Raw genomic sequence first — 14643 nt, 5'->3', positions numbered from 1 at the left:
GTTATGCATATTCATAATTTATCTGAAGAAAATTCTATCCTAAATACTTTTTTGTCTGAAATGAGAGATACTGAAACCCAAAAAGACAGTATGCGTTTTAGAAGAAATATAGAACGTATAGGTGAGATTCTTGGATATGAATTAAGTAAAGTTTTAAATTATAAAACTTCTACAATAAAAACTCCTTTAGGTAATGCAAACATGATGACGCTTGATGATAATATTGTTTTGTGTTCAATATTAAGAGCTGGTGTGCCATTGCACAATGGATTGTTGAATTATTTTGATGACGCGCAAAATGCTTTTATTTCAGCGTATAGACATCATAAACATGACCCTGAAAGTTTTGAAATTATTGTAGAATATCTTGCATGTCCAAACCTGGAGAACAAAACCTTGATTTTAGCAGACCCAATGTTAGCAACTGGACAATCTATGGTTGCTACATTTGAAGCCCTGAAACCATTTGGCAAAGTAAGAAATCTTCATTTGGTAAGTGTTATTGGAGCACAGGCTGGTGTTGATTATATTAAAAATCACTTTAGAGAAGATACACATTTATGGATTGCTGCAATTGACGACAACTTAAATGACAAAGGTTATATAGTTCCTGGTTTGGGAGATGCTGGAGATTTAGCTTTTGGTGAAAAACTACAGAATTAGTAAAACAATCGGCGAAATAATTAATATTAAGAGAAATATTTCTCTAAACCATTTTTCTTTAATGGTTTCAATATAATTTGCCACAACAATTGCAAGTGTTGGAAAAAGAAACAAGAATTCACTCCCATTTTTATCTGGTGCAATTATCATGATTACAAATGCAATTGCTAAACTTATGAAGATGGATTTAAAAATTGGTCGAAACTTTTTCATTCTTTTTCTTATAGAGGCCAAATAAAAAATAGACGACCAAACTCCAAATGACAATAAAATGGTTATTGCAATAATATCCTTTGATGAATTAAAATTGCTGTAGTCAATGCTAATATCAGATGCGATCTTTATAGCTCCAAAAAAATCTCCGTTTACAATTATAGAATATGATACTACTATTAATAACACAGTAAGTAATCCTGTAAATGGCACTATCCAATTTTTAATCTTATTATCAGTAAATAGTAGTAAAACAGCATAAATTAAGATGAAGAAAAGAATTGCCCAAAAATAGAAAAGCGAAGCTATAGCAACCCAAAAAGAAGCATCAAAGAGTTTCTTTTTTAAATTAATTTGAGAGCGTAAGCTTAATGTTCTTCTTAAAGCCAGAAGTATAAAAAAGTTGGAGACTATTATTTTATCACTCAATAAAGATTTGGGAAGCATGAGCAAAAACAAACTATACAATAAGATTTCGTAGTTGTTTTTTTGTGTTAAACTATTTTTTCCAACAATGAAATTTAATGTAAGAATTGAAAAATAGCATACGCCAAAAATTACTATTTTTTCTAGTATATCATTAAAGTTGTATACTTCATTACTCAACTTGAAATTTGCAATTACATAAGCAAATAGCGAAATAAAAAATACAACTATGAAGTTTATTGGTTTAGATTTACTAAAAATGCTTGTAATCATTAAGTGTTTTTGTATTTTTGTAAGGTAAATATACTACAGATGAAAGATTTTTTTTACGCTATACAAGATTTATTTGTTGATTACCTGTTTTGGCCATTTGATGTTTTAAGAGAATTAGACTTAAATAATTGGTGGTTATCTAATATTGTGTCTTGGACATTTACCATTATTTCTTTAGTGGCTTTTGTTTACTGGATGAAACAATTAAAAGGCTACAACGATAATAATGAAGAAGATAAGAGTGTAACTGCACACGAATATTTATAAATCGAAACCTATATCTTTACGATAATACATCTTATCAAAATGTAGTTTTTCTATATTTTGATAAGATTTTTTTAATGCTTCTTCGTAGGTATTACCATAACTAGTTATTGCCATAACTCGACCTCCTGACGTAACTATTTTACCATCTTTTAGGTTTGCTCCTGCATGAAACGGAATTGAACCTTCAATTTTTTCTATCCCAAAGATTTCTTTTCCCTTCTCATAAGTTTCTGGATAGCCTCCCGAAACCAACATCACTGTTGTTGCTGAACGTTCATCAATCTCAATGTCAATTTTATCCAATGTTTGATTAGCTATTGCTTGAAAAATTTCAACCATATCATTTTTCAGTCTTGGTAAAACTACTTCTGTCTCTGGATCTCCCATTCTAACGTTGTATTCTATAACTTTAGGTTCGTTTCCTACTTTTATTAAACCAATAAAGATGAATCCTTTATATGGTAAATTATCTTTTTGAAGACCAGTAATTGTTGGTTTAACAATACGATGTTCTATCTTATAAAGAAATTCTTTTGTGGCAAATGGCACTGGAGAAACTGCTCCCATACCACCTGTGTTTAAGCCAGTATCGCCTTCACCGATGCGTTTATAATCTTTGGCTGTTGGAAGTATTTTATAATTCTTACCGTCAGTTAATACAAAACAACTTAATTCTATACCATCCAAAAACTCTTCAATCACAACTTTAGAACTTGCTTCTCCAAATTTAGCATCAACCAGCATACTTTTAAGCTCTGATTTTGCTTGTGTTATATCTTTTAAAATCAGAACCCCTTTCCCAGCTGCTAATCCATCTGCCTTTAGAACATAAGGAGGTTTGAGTGTTTCCAAAAACGCATAACCTTCTTCAACATTATTAACGTTAAAACTCTGATATGCTGCAGTTGGTATATTATGTCTAAACAAAAATTCTTTTGCAAATTCTTTACTGCCTTCTAAAGCAGCAGCAGCCTTTTCTGGTCCAATAACATCCACATGCATTAGATCTTTATCATTTAAAAAGAAATCATGAATACCTTCTACTAATGGGTCTTCTGGGCCAACAACAACCATATCAATTCCTTTTTCTAAAACAACTTTTTTAATAGAAGAGAAATCTGTGACACCAATTGCTAGATTTTCAGCTACTTCTTCGGTACCTGAATTACCTGGTGCTACATATAATTTTTTACATAAAGGGCTTTGAGCTGTTTTCCAGGCAAATGTATGTTCTCTTCCTCCAGATCCAAGAATTAAAATTGTCATATGTGGGTAGTTTGGGCAAAAATAATTGCTTTTGCGCTTAAAAAACAATTATTTTACAAAAACATAAAATCATTTTTTCCTTTTGAATTTATTTGATTTTTCTTTACAAATAAATGGCTTTCCAATTAGGAGGGCAAAGCTTTTTTTGGATAACATTCAAAAACTAAATGAAGAGGAGTTTAAAAATTATATTGAAACTGCAAAAAAAGATATTTTATCCCATCATCTAAAAGAAAATCAGTTTTATAAATCTTTTGCTAAAAATGTTAACATAAATGATTGGTTAAATGTTCCTGTAATGACTAAACGGGATTTGCAACAACCTTTAAAACAAAGACTATCTAATAAATATAATGCAAAAAACGTTTATGTAAATAAAACTTCAGGTTCTTCTGGAGATCCATTTATTTTTGCAAAAGACAAATTTTGTCATGCTTTAACCTGGGCTGTTATTCAAAATAGATTTGGATGGTTTGGATTAAATTTCAACACCTCAAAGCAAGCTCGATTTTATGGTATCCCATTAGATAAAAAAGGCTATTATAAAGAACGATTAAAAGATTTTTTTAGTAATCGTATACGGTTTTCAGTATTTAATTTGGGTGATTCTGAATTTGAAAATGTATTCCATTCATTCATAAACACTAAATTCAAATATATAAATGGTTACACAAGTCCGATTGTTCAATTTGCAAAATTTTTACAAAAAAAAGAGATTGTTTTGACCAATGTTTGCCCAACACTTGAATATTGTTTTGTAACTTCTGAAATGTTATTTGAAGAAGATAAAGTATTAATGCAAGAGCAATTTGGCGTGCCAGTAATTAACGAATATGGAGCTTCTGAATTGGATTTGATTGCTTTTGACAACCCTGAAAATGAATGGCAGATTAATAATGAAACATTATTAGTTGAAATACTCGATGAGCAAAATAACGTATTGCCATTTGGTAAAGAAGGTCGAGTTGTTATAACGTCTCTTTATAACAAAGCACATCCATTTATTAGATATGATATTGGTGATGTTGGTGTGCTTTCTGAAAAAAGTACTTTAAAAAAACCCATATTAGAAACCCTAATAGGAAGAACAAATGATATTGCCATATTACCTAGTGGGAAAAAAGCGGCTGGATTGACTTTTTATTATATTACCAAAAGTATAATTGAAGACGATGGTCATATTAAAGAATTTGTAATTGAGCAATTGAAGATTGATACTTTTAAAATTAATTATTCGGGAGAAATAGCAATTTCAAATGATAAAAAAGCAAAAATCATTACTGCAATGGAGAACTATTTAGAAAAGGGACTCCATATTATTTTTAAAAAACAGGATACAATACAACGTTCAAAAAGTGGTAAATTGAAGCAGTTTATCTCTCTAATGAAATAAAACAAATGAACATAACCATAATAGCTGGAGCACGTCCAAACTTTATGAAAATTGCTCCTATTATTGAAGCAATTGAAAAAAAGATTAGACTTGGCTTTGATCTTCATTATAGACTGGTTCATACAGGGCAACATTATGATAATAACTTAAGCGATACTTTTTTTAAAGAGCTTGATATTCCGTTCCCAGATATAAATTTAAATGTAAAAAGTGGCACTCAAGCAGAACAAACTGCTGCTATAATGATTGAATTTGAAAAAGAATTAGAACAAAATACATGTGATTTGGTGTTGGTTGTTGGTGATGTAACCTCTACAATGGCATGCACCATAGTTGCAAAAAAAGAAGGAATTAAAGTAGCTCATGTTGAAGCAGGAATTCGTTCTGGAGATATGACAATGCCAGAAGAAATAAACAGAATTGTAACAGATAGCTTAACAGATCTTTTTTTTACAACTTCAATTCATGCTAATGAAAATCTTAAGCGTTTAGGTATTCCCGACAATCAAATATTTTTTGTTGGTAACGTAATGATTGATACTTTACTCAAACACAGTTCCAGATTAAATCCGCCCAAAATTTGGAAAGAATTGAACCTACAGAAGAGAAAATATTTTGTATTAACATTACACAGGCCGAGCAATGTTGATGAAGAAGAGCAATTTGTAACTTTATTGAACCTAATTACCTCGTTAACTAAAGATTTTCATATAATATTTCCTGCGCATCCTAGAACTAGAAAAATACTCGAGACACTTAATTTCAATTTTAAAAACCTTCATTTTATATCGCCTTTAGGGTATTTGGAATTTAATTATTTAGTAAAAAATGCTTTGGGTGTTTTAACAGATTCTGGAGGGATAACAGAAGAAGCAACTGTAATGAACGTGCCATGTATAACGTTAAGAGATACAACTGAAAGGCCTGAAACCTGTGCAATTGGAACAAACATTCTGGTTGGGAATAATCCTGAAAAAATTGATGAAGCCTTTAAAACATTGTTTTCTGGACATTGGAAGCAAGGGCAAATTCCAGAACTTTGGGATGGACAGTCAGCCGAACGGATTGTAAATCATTTGATTGAAATATTTAAGCTCAAGTGAAAGAAGTATTTATTTTAACAAGTTATTATCCTCCTGAAATTGGAGCAGCTTCAAACAGGATATTTCATTTGGCAAATGGTCTTCAAAAACATAATTTTCAAGTTTCGGTAATAACGCCTTTACCTAATTACCCAACTGGAAAAATCTTCGAGCCTTATAAACGTAAATTCAAAGTAAGTACAATCGAAAATGGTATAAAAATATATAGGCTTTGGATTTATGCCACTAATTCTAAAAATAAATTCATACGCTTATTAGCTATGCTTTCTTATAGCTTCAGCTTGATGTGGTTTTTTTTGTGGAATAAAATTCCTCAAACTGTTATCGTACAATCACCGCCATTACTTGTTGCCTTTACAAGTATGTTGCTTTTAAAGTCTAAAAAAAGAAAGTTGGTACTAAATGTAAGTGACTTATGGCCTATAGTTGGGGTAGAATTGGGTGTTTTTAAAAAAAATTTTGGTTATGAGTTGCTTGAAAAAATTGAGCGGTTCAATTATAGAAAAGCTGATTTGGTTTTAGGGCAGAGTGAAGAAATCCTATCTCATGTGACTTCCTTAATACCTCAAAAAGAAGCATTTTTATATAGGAACTATCCAGATTTTGAACCACCAGAAATTGAATTTAGTAATTCTGACGAAAATACAATCAAGCTTGTTTATGCCGGTTTGTTAGGTGTAGCTCAAGGGATTTATAAGCTTTGCCAAGAATTAGACTACAATAATATGGAGTTTCATATTTATGGATCTGGTTCTGAACAAAAAAAAATTGAACAATTTATTTCAAATAATAAAGAGCTGCCTATATTTTATCACGGTGAACTAAAAAGGAATGACTTACATGACAAAATAATTAAGCATGATGCCGCTATTATTCCTCTACAAAATAGAATTTATGGATCTGTTCCTTCGAAAATATTTGAATATGCTCGGTTGGGTTTACCAATGATTTATTTTGGCGGAGGTGAAGGAGAGCAGATTATTGAAAATTTAGAACTCGGTTGGGCTGTTAAGCCGAATGATTATACAGGCCTAAATAATGTAATTTCTGAAGTTCGAAATTTAAAAATTGATTTAAAAAGCAAGGCCAAAATAAGGGAAACGGCTTATGAAAAGTTTGATTTTGAAACTCAATTAAATCGTTTAGAAAAACTTATCTAATAAGCTTTATCTTCTCCTTTAACTGCATTTAAAAATGTTTGAACGATTATTTTTAAATCTAACAAAAGGGACCAGTTTTCAATATAAAAGATATCATACTTTACTCTATTTATTATATCCGCATCTGATTCAACTTCTCCTCTAAAGCCACTTATTTGAGCCAATCCTGTTATTCCTGGCTTTACAAAATGACGAACCATAAATTTATCTATTCTTTTAGCATACATATCTGTGTGGCTAACCATATGAGGCCTAGGCCCAACAACTGACATATCTCCAAATAATACGTTGTAGAATTGTGGTAATTCATCAATACTGGTTTTCCTAATAAATTTGCCAACTTTAGTTATTCTATGGTCTCCACGTTTTACTTGGTATTTGTGAGCATCTTTATTTGGAGTCATAGAGCGAAACTTATAACAGTCAAATTCTTTGTAGTTGAACCCATTTCTAGATTGTTTAAAGAATACCGGCCCTTTAGATTCCAACTTAATTAAAAGGGCTATTAGTGGTGTGAGCCAAGATAACAAAAGAATAATAACCGCAGAGGAAAAAATAATATCAAATGTTCTTTTGGTTATTTTATTAATTGTATTGCTTAATGGGATATCTCTTAAAATTAGGATTGGAATATAATCGTAATATTCATACTTGAGTTTTTTAGAATAAATATCCTTATTGTCTGGTATGAATTTTAACTCTCTTAAATTATTGTCTGCAAAATCAATAAGTTCGTTTATTTGTTTGTTGGTTAATTCGGATACTGAAGAATATATTTCGTCAATTCCATTTTCTTTTATGTATTCAAAACATTGGTTTAAAGAAAAACTTTCGTTTTTTAAACAAAATTGTTTCTTGAATTCATATCCGAAATCATGTCTCGTGTTAAAAATATCTATGAGTTGTTTGGTTTTCTTGTTGTCACCAATTACAATAACCCTTCTTAAATTTCCTTTTAAATAAATTCTATACTTACTTAATAAAAAATAGGAAAAGAACTTGAAGAAAGTAATGAAAACAAAAACAGAAATCACATAGCTTCCTAGTGCTAACCGGCTAATATTTGGTTGTTTAAAAAATCCTATAAATGCATAAAGAATTAAAGCAAATAATATTATTTGCCTTACTAAAAGCGTAATTATTTGAACAATTCTTGTGTTTCTTTGCACTTCATAAAAATCATTTTTTAAAGAGACAATAATCCACATTAAAGAAATGTATCCGATGAAAATATAGGTGTTTGTGATGTTGGTTTCAAACAAAAAGATAGTTGCATTGATGATAAACAAATCCATTGTCAAAAACAATGGTTTTATCAGCTTATAATATCTTCCTGGTTTGTATGGCATTACTTTTTAATATGATTTGAAAAATCTTTATGTTCTCTTTTATGCAGTTCTTCTTGAGAAAGTCCTTTAAAATAATTAAAAGTCTTTAACATTCCTTGTTCTCTGGTTACTTTTGCTTCCCAACCAAGTAACTTTTTAGCAAGAGTCGTGTCTGGTTGACGTTGCATTGGATCATCTATTGGTAAATCTTTAAAAACGATTTTCTGATCTGTACCCGTTAATTTTATAATTTCTTCAGCAAAGTCTTTTATCGCTATTTCATTGGGATTTCCAATATTAACTGGGTAAGCATAATCACTTAATAACAGTCTGTATATACCTTCTATCTGATCATCAACATAACAAAACGAACGTGTTTGTGAGCCATCCCCAAATACGGTTAAATCCTCACCTCTTAATGCTTGACCCATAAATGCAGGAATAACTCTACCATCATTTAGTCTCATTCTGGGGCCATATGTATTAAATATTCGCACAATTCTAGTTTCCAAACCATGAAATCTATGATAAGCCATTGTAATTGACTCTTGAAAACGTTTTGCTTCATCATAAACACCTCTTGGCCCAATGGTATTAACGTTGCCATAGTAATCTTCGGTTTGAGGATGAATAAGAGGATCTCCATATACCTCAGAGGTTGAGGCTATAAGAATTCTTGCTTTTTTTGCTTTAGCTAAACCTAACAAATTATGGGTTCCTAGAGAGCCAACTTTTAGTGTTTGTATTGGAATTTTTAAATAGTCTATTGGGCTTGCTGGCGATGCGAAATGCAAAATATAATCTAAATTACCTTCAATTTTTACAAATTCTGTAACATCATGTTCAATAAACTCAAAATTTGAATTGTTATTTAAATGATTTAGATTTTTTTTATCGCCAGTAATATAGTTATCTATTCCAATGACATAGAATCCTTCTTTTAAAAAGCGATCACATAAATGAGATCCTAAAAAGCCCGCTGCACCTGTTATGAGAACTCTCTTCATATTTATCTTCCTATTGAACTATAATAGAACCCTTCTTCTTTAATCTCCTCCAAATCGTAAAGGTTTCTGCCATCAAAAATTGCATTGTTTTTTAGCTTGTCTTTTATTTTGCCAAAATCTGGTGTTCTAAAGATACTCCATTCTGTACAAATAACTAATGCATCTGCGTTATTAAGAGCTTCATACATGTTAGAGGAAAATGAAATTTTATTTCCTATTTTCCTTTTTACATTTGTCATTGCTTCGGGGTCATAAGCAGTAACTTTTGCTCCTCGACAAAGAAGTTCTTCTATAATATACAATGCAGGTGCTTCTCTGATATCATCTGTTTCTGGTTTAAAAGCCAACCCCCAAATAGCTATCGTTTTATCTTTTAAATTCCCTTTAAAATAGGCATCTATACGAGGTATTAGAATCGTTTTTTGAAGACTATTGACTTTGATAACTGAATCGAGAATGTTAAAATGATACCCTACCTCTGTTCCAGATTTAAAAAGAGCTTTTACATCTTTTGGAAAACAGGAACCTCCATATCCGATACCTGGAAATAAAAAACGTTTCCCTATTCTTGAATCTGTTCCTATTCCAACCCTAACCTTATCGACATCTGCTCCAACTTTCTCGCAAAAATTCGCGATTTCGTTCATAAAGGTAATTTTAGTTGCCAGAAATGAATTTGCCGCATATTTGGTAAGTTCAGCAGACTTTTCGTCCATGATAAGGATTGGATTTCCTGAACGTACAAAGGGTTTATATAACTTTTTCATAAGCTCAGTCGCCCTTTCTGAACTAGATCCTATTACTATTCGTTCTGGTTTTAAAAAATCATCTACAGCAAACCCTTCTCTTAAAAACTCAGGATTAGAAACGACATCAAATTCAACCTTGGTCTCTTTTGCAATGGTTTTGCGTACCCTATCTGCTGTTCCAACTGGTACAGTGCTTTTATCAACTATGACCTTATAATCTTTAATTAATTTTCCAATATCTGCTGCTGCGCCCAATACATAAGAAAGGTCTGCAGAACCATCTTCATCTTCTGGTGTTGGTAATGCAAGAAATATTATATCTCCGTGCATTAAACCTTCTTCTAAAGAGTTTGAAAATTTTAATCTGTTCGCTTTTATATTTCTTTCAAATAAAACATCTAAATGCGGCTCATAAATTGGAACTTCACCCTTTTGCATTTGCTTTACTTTGTCTTTATCTATATCTATGCAAAGCACCTCATTCCCTGTTTCTGCTAAACAAGTTCCTGTTACTAATCCTACATAGCCTGTTCCTATTACTGATATTTTCATACTGTTTGTTTAATATTATTGGGGTTAATGTCATTTTAAACTTAAAACCGTTTTTAAGACTCGTAAAAAATGAATTCCTATTCAAACGATTAAATCTTAAAATACTGTAAAAAACTTAATACAATTTGGTGATAAATATACTTATTAACATTTAATGTAATTGCCATTTTTTAAGAGTCTTATCAAGACTTGATGAATACACTTCTTGATTATCTATTTTCTTAATACACAAAATCGATCTTTTATGAAAACTAAATTCATTTTTTACTGAAAAAGAGTTTAAATCAACTATGAATATTTTCCCTGTCCAAGTGCCACAAATTAATTTTTCATGGTTATAAAATACTAGTACGTTTATAAAGTTATCGTTGAAAGTTAGATTTGAGGAGGAAAAAGTATTTAGATTAACTGATTGTAGTTTTCCGTTAATTGTTGAAATAATTAGCCTTTCTTTATCAATCAAAAAATCTGTTATTAATTCCTTAGAATTATACAGCCTTGTTTTCTTGTAATCTCTAAAGTTATATTTATATATTTCTCCCTTATCTGTTGAAAAATAAAGACTATTGTCTTTATAAATCATTTTTCTAGCTATTGCTTCAATATTAATCTCTATAGTTTTGTGAAATTTTGGTCTTTCTTGATAATTAACTACAATTATTTTTTTGTTTGTTAGGCTAAGAACAAATAATTTAAGTTCTGGAATTAATACAAAGTCTAATATTTTTCCTTTTTTATAAAAGTATGTGTTTTCAGGTCTATTGTTCTTGGTATTGAAAAATCTGACAGAAGAAATGTTTTTAACTAATTCATTTGAAGCTGTTACCAAAACACTATTATTATTAATGAGTTCCATTTCTAAACCATACCCACCTATAAAATATTTAAATTTTTTATTTTTTTTTGAATCTAATATGTGAACATCCCGTTTTTCTATAAAATAAACAGAATCATTAACAGTAATAAAATCTCTGATAGCGAAATCGGTTTTAAGGAGGCTTTCAACATTTTGTGCAAAGGCACAAGTGCCGAAAATAAAAATAAGTATATTAATTCTTTTCATTTTCAAATGCCACTAAATAATAATTATAAAAAACTGAAAAATAAACAATCCCATGATGCCTATCTATAACATTTTCAATGTAGAACATGAATAAGATGATGAGAGAGAAACCAATAAATTCACTAATAGTATATTTTTGTTTGGTCTTCATTATCAAAGCTATGATATATACCCCGTAAAGTAATAAAATCATAGTGCCTAACGCTCCAAATCTCATCAGAATAGAAAGATATTGGTTATGACTATTTAAATCTGAATCTAGAAAAAAATATTTGCCGTTTACATAATGGTTAAAATTCAATAAATCCTTTTCTGGAGCTTTCAAATTTCCAATAATTGGAGACTCCTTAAATATATTAAAAGATTCTTCCCATAGCTGTAACCTAAAATCCAATGCTTTTTCATAACTAGTGTGTATTTTGTTATTAAAAGCATTGATTAAAAACATAAATGCAAAAAGTGAGATAATGAATAATGAAAGTCTTTTGATGTTTAGTTTTTGAAAAATATAAAAAACGATGAGTCCAATAATAATAATCATTGAAGCCTTACTTTCTAACTGAAATAAAACTGCAATAATAAGCACCGCAATTGTTAAAAATATCGCTTTATATGAATTGGTTAATCCTTTCTTAAAATTAAATAAATTGTTAAGTATTAGGTTAAGAATAAACAGTAAAAAAATTGCAAGGTAAGTGTGATGTATATCTAAATATTTTAAGAAGGCAACTCTATTAAAAGGCGTTCCATTAAGCATCGAAATCAGAAAAACTAAAACAACAGCGGTAATTGTTCCTAGTAAAAAAGAATATAGTAATAATTTGTTATCACCCCTTTTTTTAAAAAGCAATGGGGCTAAAAACAAAAGCGCAAAATGTGAGTATTGCTTATTGAATAACTCAATTGTATTTTTAAAACTAGTTTGAAATATTGAACTCAACAGTATATAAATAAAAAACAATAAGCCCAGCAAAGCAGAATACTTTAAAGCTTTGGTTTTTAATAATTTATTTTGAAAAAAAATCGCCTGAATAATCTTTAAAGTGACAGCTGTTACTAAAGCAAAAGTGCTTAAATTAATGGAGTTTGGAAGTAAAAACAATGAAATTATAAAAGCTAAAAACGAAATGTCTTTTTGCTTAAGAATTATTTTTATATTAAAATATAATTCATTAAACATCAGCTTTATTTTGTTTAGGGAATAATTTCAATCTATATAATTCTATTAAAAAGAGAGGTGTAGAATATAAATAACGTTTTGCCAGTCGCCAAGCCGTGAAACTTCTGTAAAACCATTCTAATTTTAAGGCTATTAGCCAAGCTGGAGCTCTCTTTTTTGTTCCAGCAAAAAAGTCAAAAACAGCTCCTATAGAGCATATAATCTTTGCGTCAATGAATTCTTTGTTTTTGGTAACCCATTTTTCTTGTTTAGGAGCGGTCATCCCTACAAATAGTATATCAGGATTAAAAGAATTGATTTCAGAAATCATTTTATTATTATCCTCTACCGAAAACTCATATTTAAATGGTGGAGAAAAAAAACTGAATTTTAGATTAGGATAAGAATCAGAGAGCCTTTCTTTTATTAAATTAAGAGTTTTTTGATTAGACCCTAAATAAAAGCATTTAAGTTTTTTTTTATTAGCATAGTCCAACAAAAAAAGGTGAAGGTCTGCTCCTGCAATTTTCCTTATTTTAATACCTTGAAGCTGCTTAACCATGAAAACAATACCTTCTCCATCGGGCAGCAAGACCTCACTTTTTACTAGTGCATTTTTAAATTCGGCATCTTTTTTGGCTACAATATATGAATGCGCATTAATTGTATTAATAACAATTTTTTTGTTTTTTTCTAATATTGATTCAAGATTGCTATTAAATAATTTATACTCATTGAGTTTAATACACATGTTTTTCAATATTAAAATAGCATATGATTTCTAGAATATGTTTAGTTTAATCTATTATATCAATACTTTAGTTTTGGTGTCACTTGTCCATAAAGATTTACAAGGTATCATCTCTTTGTTACATCTGTGGGTGTATTTTTGAGCAACCTCTTTAACCTCTTTTAACAAGCCTTTTTCAAGTGTAATTGGATTTAATCCTAATTCTAAAAAGTTTTTGTTTTCAACTCTTAATTCGTTTTCAGCGTCTTCATTTCGAGGGTTTTTGACATTTTGAATTTCTACACCGGTCATTTCGGAAATTAAATTTGCTAAATCTCTTACCCTATGTGTTTCAGTTGCCTGATTAAATATTTTTACTTTTTCATTTTCTTTAGGAGGATTTTTAATTGCTAATTCAATGCATTTTACAGAATCCTGAATATGTATAAAAGCTCTTGTTTGTCCACCTGTACCATGAACTGTTAATGGATAGCCTATAGCAGCCTGCATTAAAAATCTATTTAATACGGTCCCATAATCACCATCATAATCAAACCTATTAATAAGTCTTTCGTCTAATTTTGTTTCAGCGGTATGAGTTCCCCAAACTATACCTTGATGCAAATCCGTGATTTTTAATTTATCATTTTTATTGTAATATAAAAACAGCAGCTGATCTTGTGTCTTTGTCATGTGATATATACTACCTGGGTTTACTGGATATAATATTTCACTAGAAACTTCTTTCCCGTCTTCTGTCTTCATGAATACTTCCAAATAACCTTCAGGGATTTTCATTCCAGCTGTTCCATAGCCATAAACTCCCATAGTCCCTAAATGTACTAAATGAATGTCTAAACCAGAATCGACTATTGCGCATAAAACATTATTTGTAGCATTCAGATTATTGTCTACCGTATATCTTTTGTGCTTACTACTTTTCATTGAATAAGGAGCAGCTCTCTGTTCTGCAAAATGAATTATAGTTTCAGGAGTTTTTTTTAAAATTAAGTCTAAAAAAACGGTGTATTCTTTAGCAATATCAATATTATAAAATTCTATTTTCTTTCCACTAATTTCTTCCCAGGCTTTAATTCTTTCTTGAATAGTTGCAATTGGAGTTAACGACATTACTCCTAATTCATTATCAATATTTCTTCTTGAAAGATTATCTATAATAGTTACATCAAATCCTTTATTTGATAAATGAAGGGCAGATGGCCAACCACAAAACCCGTCACCACCTAATACAAATATTTTTCTCATATAATTTTATTTATTCGGCAAAAGT

14 protein-coding genes are annotated in these 14643 nt (G+C 30.1%); 5 read left to right on the top strand and 9 right to left on the bottom strand.

The window, feature by feature from the left end:
- Positions 1–3 precede the first annotated feature (3 nt).
- On the top strand, positions 4–663 hold the full coding sequence (upp, locus tag AAFP94_RS03900) for a uracil phosphoribosyltransferase (RefSeq protein ID WP_316660356.1): 660 nt from the start codon (positions 4–6) through the stop codon (positions 661–663).
- Here the strand turns inward: upp and AAFP94_RS03895 are convergent.
- On the bottom strand, positions 652–1575 hold the full coding sequence (locus AAFP94_RS03895) for a DUF6427 family protein (RefSeq protein WP_316660357.1): 924 nt from the start codon (positions 1573–1575) through the stop codon (positions 652–654). The genes upp and AAFP94_RS03895 overlap by 12 nt on opposite strands.
- 39 nt (positions 1576–1614) lie before the next feature.
- On the opposite strand from AAFP94_RS03895, the gene AAFP94_RS03890 reads away from it, so the two are divergent.
- Positions 1615–1842 carry a DUF6341 family protein gene (locus AAFP94_RS03890; RefSeq protein WP_316660360.1) on the top strand — a complete coding sequence of 76 codons (228 nt, stop codon included), beginning with the start codon at positions 1615–1617 and terminating at the stop codon, positions 1840–1842.
- On the opposite strand, the gene purD is transcribed toward AAFP94_RS03890, so the two are convergent.
- A complete protein-coding gene (gene purD / locus AAFP94_RS03885) occupies positions 1837–3108 on the bottom strand; it encodes a phosphoribosylamine--glycine ligase (protein ID WP_316660361.1) in 1272 nt (423 codons plus the stop codon). The two genes, AAFP94_RS03890 and purD, sit on opposite strands and share 6 nt — an antisense overlap.
- Before the next feature lie 82 nt (positions 3109–3190).
- On the opposite strand from purD, the gene AAFP94_RS03880 reads away from it, so the two are divergent.
- From AAFP94_RS03880 to AAFP94_RS03870, 3 genes are read left to right on the top strand one after another with little or no spacing between them, the layout of a single operon-like run.
- Complete coding sequence (locus AAFP94_RS03880) at positions 3191–4501, top strand: phenylacetate--CoA ligase family protein (RefSeq protein WP_316660362.1); 1311 nt, start codon at positions 3191–3193, stop codon at positions 4499–4501.
- A gap of 5 nt (positions 4502–4506) precedes the next feature.
- Positions 4507–5604 (top strand): non-hydrolyzing UDP-N-acetylglucosamine 2-epimerase, encoded by a 1098-nt coding sequence (wecB, locus tag AAFP94_RS03875; RefSeq protein WP_316660364.1) that lies wholly within the window; start codon positions 4507–4509, stop codon positions 5602–5604.
- Positions 5601–6764: a glycosyltransferase family 4 protein gene (locus AAFP94_RS03870; RefSeq protein ID WP_316660365.1), complete on the top strand. Its 1164-nt coding sequence runs from the start codon at positions 5601–5603 to the stop codon at positions 6762–6764. Before wecB ends, AAFP94_RS03870 begins: the two co-directional genes overlap by 4 nt.
- Here the strand turns inward: AAFP94_RS03870 and AAFP94_RS03865 are convergent.
- The 7 genes from AAFP94_RS03865 to AAFP94_RS03835 form a co-directional block, all read right to left on the bottom strand.
- Positions 6761–8113 carry an undecaprenyl-phosphate glucose phosphotransferase gene (locus AAFP94_RS03865; protein WP_316660366.1) on the bottom strand — a complete coding sequence of 451 codons (1353 nt, stop codon included), beginning with the start codon at positions 8111–8113 and terminating at the stop codon, positions 6761–6763. The two genes, AAFP94_RS03870 and AAFP94_RS03865, sit on opposite strands and share 4 nt — an antisense overlap.
- Positions 8113–9099, bottom strand: a complete 987-nt coding sequence (locus AAFP94_RS03860) for a UDP-glucuronic acid decarboxylase family protein (RefSeq protein ID WP_316660368.1) — start codon at positions 9097–9099, stop codon at positions 8113–8115. The genes AAFP94_RS03865 and AAFP94_RS03860 overlap by 1 nt, the downstream gene beginning before the upstream one ends.
- 2 nt (positions 9100–9101) lie before the next feature.
- Positions 9102–10400 carry a UDP-glucose dehydrogenase family protein gene (locus tag AAFP94_RS03855; RefSeq protein ID WP_316660370.1) on the bottom strand — a complete coding sequence of 433 codons (1299 nt, stop codon included), beginning with the start codon at positions 10398–10400 and terminating at the stop codon, positions 9102–9104.
- A gap of 151 nt (positions 10401–10551) precedes the next feature.
- Positions 10552–11463 carry a WD40 repeat domain-containing protein gene (locus AAFP94_RS03850; protein WP_316660372.1) on the bottom strand — a complete coding sequence of 304 codons (912 nt, stop codon included), beginning with the start codon at positions 11461–11463 and terminating at the stop codon, positions 10552–10554.
- The gene (locus tag AAFP94_RS03845; protein WP_316660373.1) at positions 11450–12643 is read right to left on the bottom strand and encodes an O-antigen ligase family protein; all 1194 of its coding nucleotides are present in this window, start codon (positions 12641–12643) and stop codon (positions 11450–11452) included. Before AAFP94_RS03845 ends, AAFP94_RS03850 begins: the two co-directional genes overlap by 14 nt.
- Positions 12636–13373 carry a WecB/TagA/CpsF family glycosyltransferase gene (locus tag AAFP94_RS03840; RefSeq protein ID WP_316660374.1) on the bottom strand — a complete coding sequence of 246 codons (738 nt, stop codon included), beginning with the start codon at positions 13371–13373 and terminating at the stop codon, positions 12636–12638. The genes AAFP94_RS03845 and AAFP94_RS03840 overlap by 8 nt, the downstream gene beginning before the upstream one ends.
- A gap of 54 nt (positions 13374–13427) precedes the next feature.
- Positions 13428–14618, bottom strand: coding sequence for an NAD-dependent epimerase/dehydratase family protein (locus tag AAFP94_RS03835; RefSeq protein ID WP_316660376.1), 1191 nt, complete (start codon positions 14616–14618; stop codon positions 13428–13430).
- Positions 14619–14643 lie beyond the last annotated feature (25 nt).

The organism is Gilvirhabdus luticola (assembly GCF_040117515.1).
In the GTDB taxonomy this organism is placed as follows: Bacteria; Bacteroidota; Bacteroidia; order Flavobacteriales; family Flavobacteriaceae; genus Gilvirhabdus; species Gilvirhabdus luticola.
This window is presented reverse-complemented; position numbering and strand designations above follow the sequence as displayed.

Excerpts from the sequence above, each read along its gene's own strand:
- AAFP94_RS03855 (WP_316660370.1), bottom strand. The coding sequence starts at position 10,400 with ATGAAAATATCAGTAATAGGAACAGGCTATGTAGGATTAGTAACAGGA.
- AAFP94_RS03835 (WP_316660376.1), bottom strand. The coding sequence starts at position 14,618 with ATGAGAAAAATATTTGTATTAGGTGGTGACGGGTTTTGTGGTTGGCCA.
- AAFP94_RS03865 (WP_316660366.1), bottom strand. The coding sequence starts at position 8,113 with ATGCCATACAAACCAGGAAGATATTATAAGCTGATAAAACCATTGTTT.
- purD (WP_316660361.1), bottom strand. The coding sequence starts at position 3,108 with ATGACAATTTTAATTCTTGGATCTGGAGGAAGAGAACATACATTTGCC.
- AAFP94_RS03860 (WP_316660368.1), bottom strand. The coding sequence starts at position 9,099 with ATGAAGAGAGTTCTCATAACAGGTGCAGCGGGCTTTTTAGGATCTCAT.
- AAFP94_RS03845 (WP_316660373.1), bottom strand. The coding sequence starts at position 12,643 with ATGTTTAATGAATTATATTTTAATATAAAAATAATTCTTAAGCAAAAA.
- AAFP94_RS03840 (WP_316660374.1), bottom strand. The coding sequence starts at position 13,373 with ATGTGTATTAAACTCAATGAGTATAAATTATTTAATAGCAATCTTGAA.
- AAFP94_RS03850 (WP_316660372.1), bottom strand. The coding sequence starts at position 11,463 with ATGAAAAGAATTAATATACTTATTTTTATTTTCGGCACTTGTGCCTTT.
- AAFP94_RS03895 (WP_316660357.1), bottom strand. The coding sequence starts at position 1,575 with ATGATTACAAGCATTTTTAGTAAATCTAAACCAATAAACTTCATAGTT.
- upp (WP_316660356.1), top strand. The coding sequence starts at position 4 with ATGCATATTCATAATTTATCTGAAGAAAATTCTATCCTAAATACTTTT.
- AAFP94_RS03890 (WP_316660360.1), top strand. The coding sequence starts at position 1,615 with ATGAAAGATTTTTTTTACGCTATACAAGATTTATTTGTTGATTACCTG.
- wecB (WP_316660364.1), top strand. The coding sequence starts at position 4,507 with ATGAACATAACCATAATAGCTGGAGCACGTCCAAACTTTATGAAAATT.